This is a genomic window from Rhodococcus sp. R1101 (assembly GCF_000278445.1).
Taxonomy (GTDB): domain Bacteria; phylum Actinomycetota; class Actinomycetes; order Mycobacteriales; family Mycobacteriaceae; genus Rhodococcus; species Rhodococcus gordoniae.
Window position 1 is genome coordinate 1 of sequence record NZ_AJVB01000200.1, and the last position, 6,630, is coordinate 6,630.

Genomic DNA, 6,630 nt, shown 5'->3' on the forward strand with positions numbered 1-6,630 from the left:
GCCCCCGACGCATTCATCGTCTCCACAGGCATCGGCAGGAGCGGGTGAATCGGATGGTTGTGAAGAAGACGTGACGGCGCCGAGATCGTCGTACCCGGCCCGTGACCCCCGCGGTCACGAAGTGCTGTTGCCGCACCCGAACTAATTGACAATGCAACTAATCGGAGTGATCCTGGTGGTTGAGAATGCAACTACGCCGGGAAAGGGTGGATCGATGACCACCGACGAGCGTCAACGCTCCGACGAGTTCGAGCGCCGGCGTGCAGTCGTTCGCGACGCACACCTGAAGCCGGCCGAATCACGTCCGCGGTCCTCGGCACGAGGACTGCATCACACCGCGTTGATCAGCAGTGACGTCGAGCGGACCGTGCGCTTCTACCAGGACCTTCTCGAGTTCCCGCTGACGGAGTTGATCGAGAACCGCGACTACCCGGGGTCGTCACACTTCTTCTTCGACATCGGTAACGGCAACCTGCTGGCATTCTTCGACTTCCCCGGTCTCGACGTCGGTCCGTATCGAGAGGTCCTCGGCGGACTGCACCACATCGCGATCAGCGTCGCTCTTCCCACCTGGGAACGCCTGCACACCAAGCTGATCGAGGCAGGAGTCGAACTCGCCGAACACAGCGAGGTCTCCCTGTACTTCCGCGACCCCGACGGCGCGCGGCTGGAACTCATCGCCGACCCGCTCGGCGAGATGTACGGCTCGAAGGTCCTGTAGCGATCGAGGGGGAGGCTGTGTGCGTGTTCGTCCGAACGACGCGCACGCAACCTCCCCCTCGCTTATCGTCGTCGCGCAGGAAGTGGCGCTTTCGACACAGGGAGTCCGCATGACCGTGCACGTGAACGTCGACAACTTCGTCCGGGCCGAGACCGATCGGATGTTCACCGATCTGCAACGCGATGCCGGGGGCGTGAATCTGCTGCTGCACAACCGCGAACCGGCGGCGATCGACCGGCAGACCGTGATCCGCCTCAACCGCGACACCCTGTACAGCTTCGCAGTCGTCGACGTCTCGGAGGGCGCGACGCTCACCCTGCCCGAGCACGGCGACCGCTACGTCTCTGCGATGGTCCTCGATCGGGATCATTTCGTCCGCGCCATCCACCACGAGGCCGGCAGTCACCGTCTCGACGCCGAGTCGCCCTATGTGGTCGTCGCGGTTCGCGCCCTGGCGGATCCGGCCGACCCCGACGACCTGAAGGCGGCGGCCGCGATCCAGGACGGAATACGCATCGACTCGGCGTCGGCGCGGCCGTTCACCGCGCCCGAGTACGACACGGCGAGTCTCGATGCGACCCGCACGGCGCTGCTCCGGCTTGCTTCCGGGCTCACCGGTTTCGATTCGACATTCGGCCGTCCCGACGAGGTCGACCCGGTGAGGCACCTCATCGGCACCGCGGCCGGGTGGGGCGGCCTGCCGAGCAGCGAAGCCTCCTACATCGGCGTCGCACCCCAGCTCCCGCCGGGGAACTACGAGCTGACGCTCGACGACGTTCCCGTCGACGGGTTCTGGTCGGTGTCCGTCTACGACGCGGAGGGTTTCTTCGCACCCAACCCACGCGAGGCGTACAGCGTCAACAACATCACGGGAAAGGCGAACGAGGACGGTTCGGTCACCGTGCGCTTCGGCGATTTCCCCGAAGGCACACCGAACGCGATTCCGACTCCGGAGGGCTGGAACTTCCTCGTCCGTCTCTACCGGCCCAGGGCGGCGATCGTCGACGGCAGCTGGACGCTGCCGGAACTCACGCCCGCACGGTGACCGCCCCGGACACGCTTGCTATTCGACGATCGGGAAGATCGACTCCCCATCCTCGGGGGCGCCGCTGATCTGGCCGCGGTCGACACGCGAATCCTGCACGATCACCCCGTCGACCTCGTCGGCGAGTTTCGAGTCCTCGGGGGCGCCGGTGGTGGCGTCGTCGATCACCTCGTCGACGTCCTCGGTGAGCTCGTCCTCCGGTGTCGCCGCGACGGGCGTGTCCAGCGGTTCGGCGGGTTCGACGTCGGGTTCCTCCTCGGCGAGGCGCTGGTCCAGCGACTCGCCTTCCTGCTCTTCACGCTGGGTCGTTCCGAACTTGTCGGCGCCGCTCCAGCCCTCGGGCGGGTCGACGACCTCGTCACCGTCGTTGTTCCGCACTTCGTCGGCGTCGAGGCCTTCGCTGGGGCTGAGGGTGTCGCCGGGACCGTCTTCGATGCTCATGTCGAGGAGATACCCGGCCGGTCGGGTGCGAAACCGGCGGCGGTTTCACTCCTGCCGGATGAGGCTATGCCGACGGAACACCACATCGAGGGAGTTTCCCATGGACGAGAACGACCTCTTCCAGCACATCGAGAAGCTGGTGGACGAGGAGAAGACGCTGCGCTCACGAACCGGCGCGGACGGTCCGAGCGACGAGGACCTGCAGCGGCTGGCCGCTGTCGAGAAGAGGCTCGACCAGTGCTGGGACCTGCTGCGGCAGCGTCGCGCGAAGGCCGAGTTCGGCGACGATCCGGACGCCGCGCAGCCACGGCCGGTCGACGAGGTCGAGTCCTATCGGCAGTAGGCGTCGGTGGCGCGCGCGGCTGTCCGGCGCACGAGGTCGACGATGGCCTCGGGACAGTCGGACTGCGGTGCGTGGCCGGCCCAGGGGAGCGGTACGAACCGTGCTCCGGGGATCAGCGGTGCGTACCGCACGGTCTGCGCCGCCGCGACCGTGTCGAGGACGCCCTGCGCGAGGGTGACAGGGCACGAGATGCGGTCGAGGCCCGTGGGCACGTCGGTCAGGACGGCATCCCACAGCATCGACCAGAAGCCGTCGGACTCGGCGAACCCGCCCTTGACCGACAGCGATTCGGTGTGCGACGTCTTCCACGGCATCGCGCGGAGTCCTGCTGTGAGCGCCGTACGGCCCACGACAGTGCGCGCCATCGGTTCGATGAACGGGCTGCGGGCCTTGTTGAGCAGGCGGGCGGTCGTCATGAGCGCGCCCTGGAAGATCCGCTCCGGGGGCAGTCCGAGACCGGAAGGGGACAGGGCCACCACCGAATGAGCACGGTTGCGCACGGCAAGTTCGATCGCGAGCCGGCCGCCGAGCGAGTTGCCCAGCACGTGCACCCGGTCGAGTCCGTGCGCGTCGAGAGTCTCGACGAGGGTGTCGGTGAGGGCCGCGATCGTGGGACGGCCCTTCTGCTTCGGCGACGAACCGTGGCCGGGCAGGTCGACATTCAGCACGTCGAAGTGCTCGGCGAGTCGCGGGACGAGTGTGGAGAAGTCGTCCATCGTGGCGCCGATGCCGTGCAGGAGGAGGAGAGGTTCACCGGATCCGGTGCGGCGGTATGTCGGTCGTGAGTGCATCGGTTCCATTGTCCTCTCGACAGCGGGCCGGAGTGCCCTGTCGTACAGGTTGTGTGTTCTGTCACATTTGTCCCGGGCGACATGCGATGAGCTGGCCGAACAGTGTTTTATAGCCCTTGCTTATCGAATTTCTAGAAACTATCGATTGGCACAATCAATAGTTCGCGGATAACGTCGAAGTCGTCAACCCCATCGAGATGAGTGAGGTTCTTACATGTCGCTGATCAACAAGAAGATCAAGCCTTTCAAGGCCGAGGCTTTCAAGGACGGCGCCTTCGTGACCGTGTCCGACGAGGACATCAAGGACAAGTGGGCGATCTTCTTCTTCTACCCCGCAGACTTCACCTTCGTCTGCCCGACCGAGCTCGGCGACCTCGCAGACCACTACGAGGAGCTGCAGAAGCTCGGCGTCGAGGTCTTCTCCGTCTCGACCGACACGCACTTCACGCACAAGGCGTGGCACGGCTCTTCCGAGACCATCGGCAAGATCAAGTACGCCATGATCGGTGACCCGACCCTGCAGATCAGCACCGACTTCGAGGTGCTCCGCGAGGAGCAGGGCCTGGCCGACCGCGGCACCTTCCTGGTCGACCCGGACGGCGTCATCCAGTTCACCGAGGTCACCGCTGAGGGCATCGGCCGCAACGCCGCCGAACTCGTCCGCAAGGTCAAGGCCGCTCAGTACGTCCGCAGCCACCCGGGCGAGGTCTGCCCGGCCAAGTGGGAAGAGGGCGACGACACCCTCGCTCCGTCGCTGGAGCTCGTCGGCAAGATCTGATTCGTCGACGGAAACCGTTCCGGTGGCACGGGATCGAACGTCCCGTGCCACCGGGCACCGTCCGGGTCCGCTCGGCTCGAGCTGAGAAGTTCGCCGACTCCCATCTCTTCCGGTCACAGTTCTTCCACCTCTGGAGTAGATCCTCATGCTCGATGCCTCCCTTGCCGCCCAGTTGAAGTCCCTCCTCGAGAAGGTCACCCAGCCGATCGAGCTCGTGTCGTCTCTCGACGACCGACCGAAGTCCACGGAACTCGCCGGCCTCCTCGACCAGATCGCCGGCATGTCCGACCTGGTCACCCATGTACGCGACGGTGAAGCCACCCGCCGCCCCTCCTTCCTGATCCGCCGGGTCGGTACCGACATCGAGGTCGAGTTCGCGGGCATCCCGCTCGGCCACGAGTTCACCTCCCTCGTACTCGCCCTGCTGCAGGTCGGCGGCCACCCGTCGAAGGAGGCCGCGGAGCTGCTCGAGCAGGTGCGCGATCTCGAGGGCGACTTCCACTTCGAGACCTTCTTCTCGCTGTCGTGCCAGAACTGCCCCGACGTGGTGCAGGCCCTGAACGTGATGTGCGTGACCAATCCGCGCATCAAGCACACCGCCATCGAAGGCTCCCTCTTCCAGGACGAGGTCGACGCCCGCCAGGTCATGGCCGTGCCGACCGTCTTCCTCAACGGTGAGCTGTTCGGCTCCGGCCGCATGAACCTCGAGCAGATCGTCGGCAAGCTCGACACCGGCTCCGCCGAGCGCGCCGCCGCCGCGATCAGCGAGAAGGACCCCTTCGACGTCCTCGTCGTCGGCGGTGGACCGGCCGGCGCGACCGCCGCGATCTACGCCTCCCGCAAGGGGATTCGTACCGGCGTTCTCGCCGAGCGCTTCGGCGGCCAGGTGCTCGACACCATGGCCATCGAGAACTTCCCCTCCGTTCCCTACACCGAGGGCCCGAAGTTCGCCGCCGAACTCGAGAACCACGTGCGGCAGTACGACGTCGACATCATGAACGTCCAGAAGGCATCGAAGCTCACCCCCGCCCCCACCGAGGGCGGCCTGGTCGAGGTCGAGCTCGAGAGCGGCGCCCGGTTGCTCTCGCGCAGCGTCATCCTCTCCACCGGTGCTCGCTGGCGCGCGATGAACGTGCCCGGTGAGGACGAGTACCGCAACAAGGGTGTCACCTACTGCCCGCACTGCGACGGCCCGCTGTTCAAGGGCAAGCGCGTCGCGGTCATCGGCGGCGGCAACTCCGGTGTCGAGGCCGCCATCGACCTCGCCGGTGTCGTCGCCCACGTGACCCTCATCGAGTTCGACTCGGTGCTGCGCGCCGACGAGGTGCTGCAGCGCAAGCTCCGCAGCCTGCCCAACGTCGACATCATCGTGAGCGCCCTGACCACCGAGGTCCTCGGCGACGGTGCGAAGGTCACCGGCCTGACCTACACCGACCGCACCACCGACGAGTCGCGCACCCTCGACCTGGACGGCGTGTTCGTCCAGATCGGCTTGCTGCCGAACACCGAATGGCTGTCCGGCACGGTCGAACTCAGCCCGCGCGGCGAGATCGTCGTCGACGACCACGGCCGCACCTCGGTGCCGGGTGTGTTCGCCGCCGGCGACTGCACGACCGTCCCGTACAAGCAGATCATCGTCTCCGCAGGTGCGGGTGCGACGGCCGCGCTCGGCGCGTTCGACCACCTGATCCGCACGAGCGCCCCGGCCGAGGGCGAGGAATCGGTCGCCGCGACCGTCTAGTCGTCACTGCAGCCCGTGGCCGCCACTCCTTCGGGGGTGGCGGCCATGCTGCTTCGAGTGAACTTCTGGGAGGTTGTGGTCGAGAATGTCGACGGGAGCGACCACAACCTCCCCGTCGTTACGATGTGGCATGGCCGTTGTGGTGATGGGCGTGAGTGGATGCGGGAAGACGACATTCGCGCGGAAGCTTGCAGACGGGATCGGCGGCGTGTTCATCGATGCGGACGATTACCACAGCGCGTCGTCGATCGAGAAGATGCGCGCCGGCCGGGCGCTCGACGACCAGGATCGTGAGCCGTGGCTGCGCGCCGTCGCGGCGGCCGCCGCCGCAAGAACCGGGACTCCGGTGGTCGCGTGCTCGGCACTGAAGCGGTCGTATCGAGACATTCTGCGTTCCGGCGCCCCGAGCGTCTTCCTGCATCTGGACGTGCCCGTGGACGTCGTGAGGTCGAGGATTCGCGCACGCGGCGGCCACTTTTTCTCCGAGACGCTGGTGGCATCGCAGTTCGAGACGCTCGAGCCGCTCGAGGCCGACGAGGACGGCGTCGCCCTGGACGGCACCCTGCCGCTCCCCGAGCTCGTCGATACCGCCTGCTCGTATCTCGGGGACCGGCCGGAACTCTGGGGAGCGAAACCTCAGGACGTCGAATCGCTCGAGTCGCGAGCGCACGATGGTCGCCACCACAGTGATCGCCACTGAGGGGGAGTAGGTGGCAGGTGGGGGTGAACGTCTCGATGCCTCGCTCATCCTGCCCCACCTGCCAGCACAC

8 protein-coding genes are annotated in these 6,630 nt (G+C 66.6%); 6 read left to right on the forward strand and 2 right to left on the reverse strand.

Annotated elements, in window-relative coordinates; all coding sequences use genetic code 11:
• The first annotated feature begins 214 nt into the window (after positions 1–214).
• Both R1101_RS0113460 and R1101_RS0113465 read left to right on the forward strand, forming a co-directional pair.
• Entirely contained in the window at positions 215–721 is a 507-nt protein-coding gene (locus R1101_RS0113460) for a VOC family protein (RefSeq protein ID WP_016933938.1), read from the forward strand.
• Between the two features lie 109 nt (positions 722–830).
• Positions 831–1,766: a DUF1214 domain-containing protein gene (locus R1101_RS0113465; protein ID WP_016933939.1), complete on the forward strand. Its 936-nt coding sequence runs from the start codon at positions 831–833 to the stop codon at positions 1,764–1,766.
• Positions 1,767–1,784: 18 nt separating this feature from the next.
• On the opposite strand, the gene R1101_RS0113470 is transcribed toward R1101_RS0113465, so the two are convergent.
• On the reverse strand, positions 1,785–2,207 hold the full coding sequence (locus R1101_RS0113470) for a hypothetical protein (protein WP_016933940.1): 423 nt from the start codon (positions 2,205–2,207) through the stop codon (positions 1,785–1,787).
• A gap of 100 nt (positions 2,208–2,307) precedes the next feature.
• On the opposite strand from R1101_RS0113470, the gene R1101_RS0113475 reads away from it, so the two are divergent.
• On the forward strand, positions 2,308–2,550 hold the full coding sequence (locus tag R1101_RS0113475) for a DUF2630 family protein (RefSeq protein ID WP_016933941.1): 243 nt from the start codon (positions 2,308–2,310) through the stop codon (positions 2,548–2,550).
• On the opposite strand, the gene R1101_RS0113480 is transcribed toward R1101_RS0113475, so the two are convergent.
• On the reverse strand, positions 2,538–3,341 hold the full coding sequence (locus R1101_RS0113480) for an alpha/beta fold hydrolase (RefSeq protein ID WP_232284745.1): 804 nt from the start codon (positions 3,339–3,341) through the stop codon (positions 2,538–2,540). The genes R1101_RS0113475 and R1101_RS0113480 overlap by 13 nt on opposite strands.
• Before the next feature lie 214 nt (positions 3,342–3,555).
• On the opposite strand from R1101_RS0113480, the gene ahpC reads away from it, so the two are divergent.
• The 3 genes from ahpC (at position 3,556) to R1101_RS26695 (ending at position 6,560) form a co-directional block, all read left to right on the forward strand.
• Positions 3,556–4,119, forward strand: coding sequence for an alkyl hydroperoxide reductase subunit C (ahpC, locus tag R1101_RS0113485; RefSeq protein WP_016933943.1), 564 nt, complete (start codon positions 3,556–3,558; stop codon positions 4,117–4,119).
• A gap of 145 nt (positions 4,120–4,264) precedes the next feature.
• Positions 4,265–5,860 (forward strand): alkyl hydroperoxide reductase subunit F, encoded by a 1,596-nt coding sequence (gene ahpF / locus R1101_RS0113490; protein ID WP_016933944.1) that lies wholly within the window; start codon positions 4,265–4,267, stop codon positions 5,858–5,860.
• 130 nt (positions 5,861–5,990) lie between these two features.
• A complete protein-coding gene (locus R1101_RS26695) occupies positions 5,991–6,560 on the forward strand; it encodes a gluconokinase (RefSeq protein WP_232284746.1) in 570 nt (189 codons plus the stop codon).
• Positions 6,561–6,630: the final 70 nt, after the last annotated feature.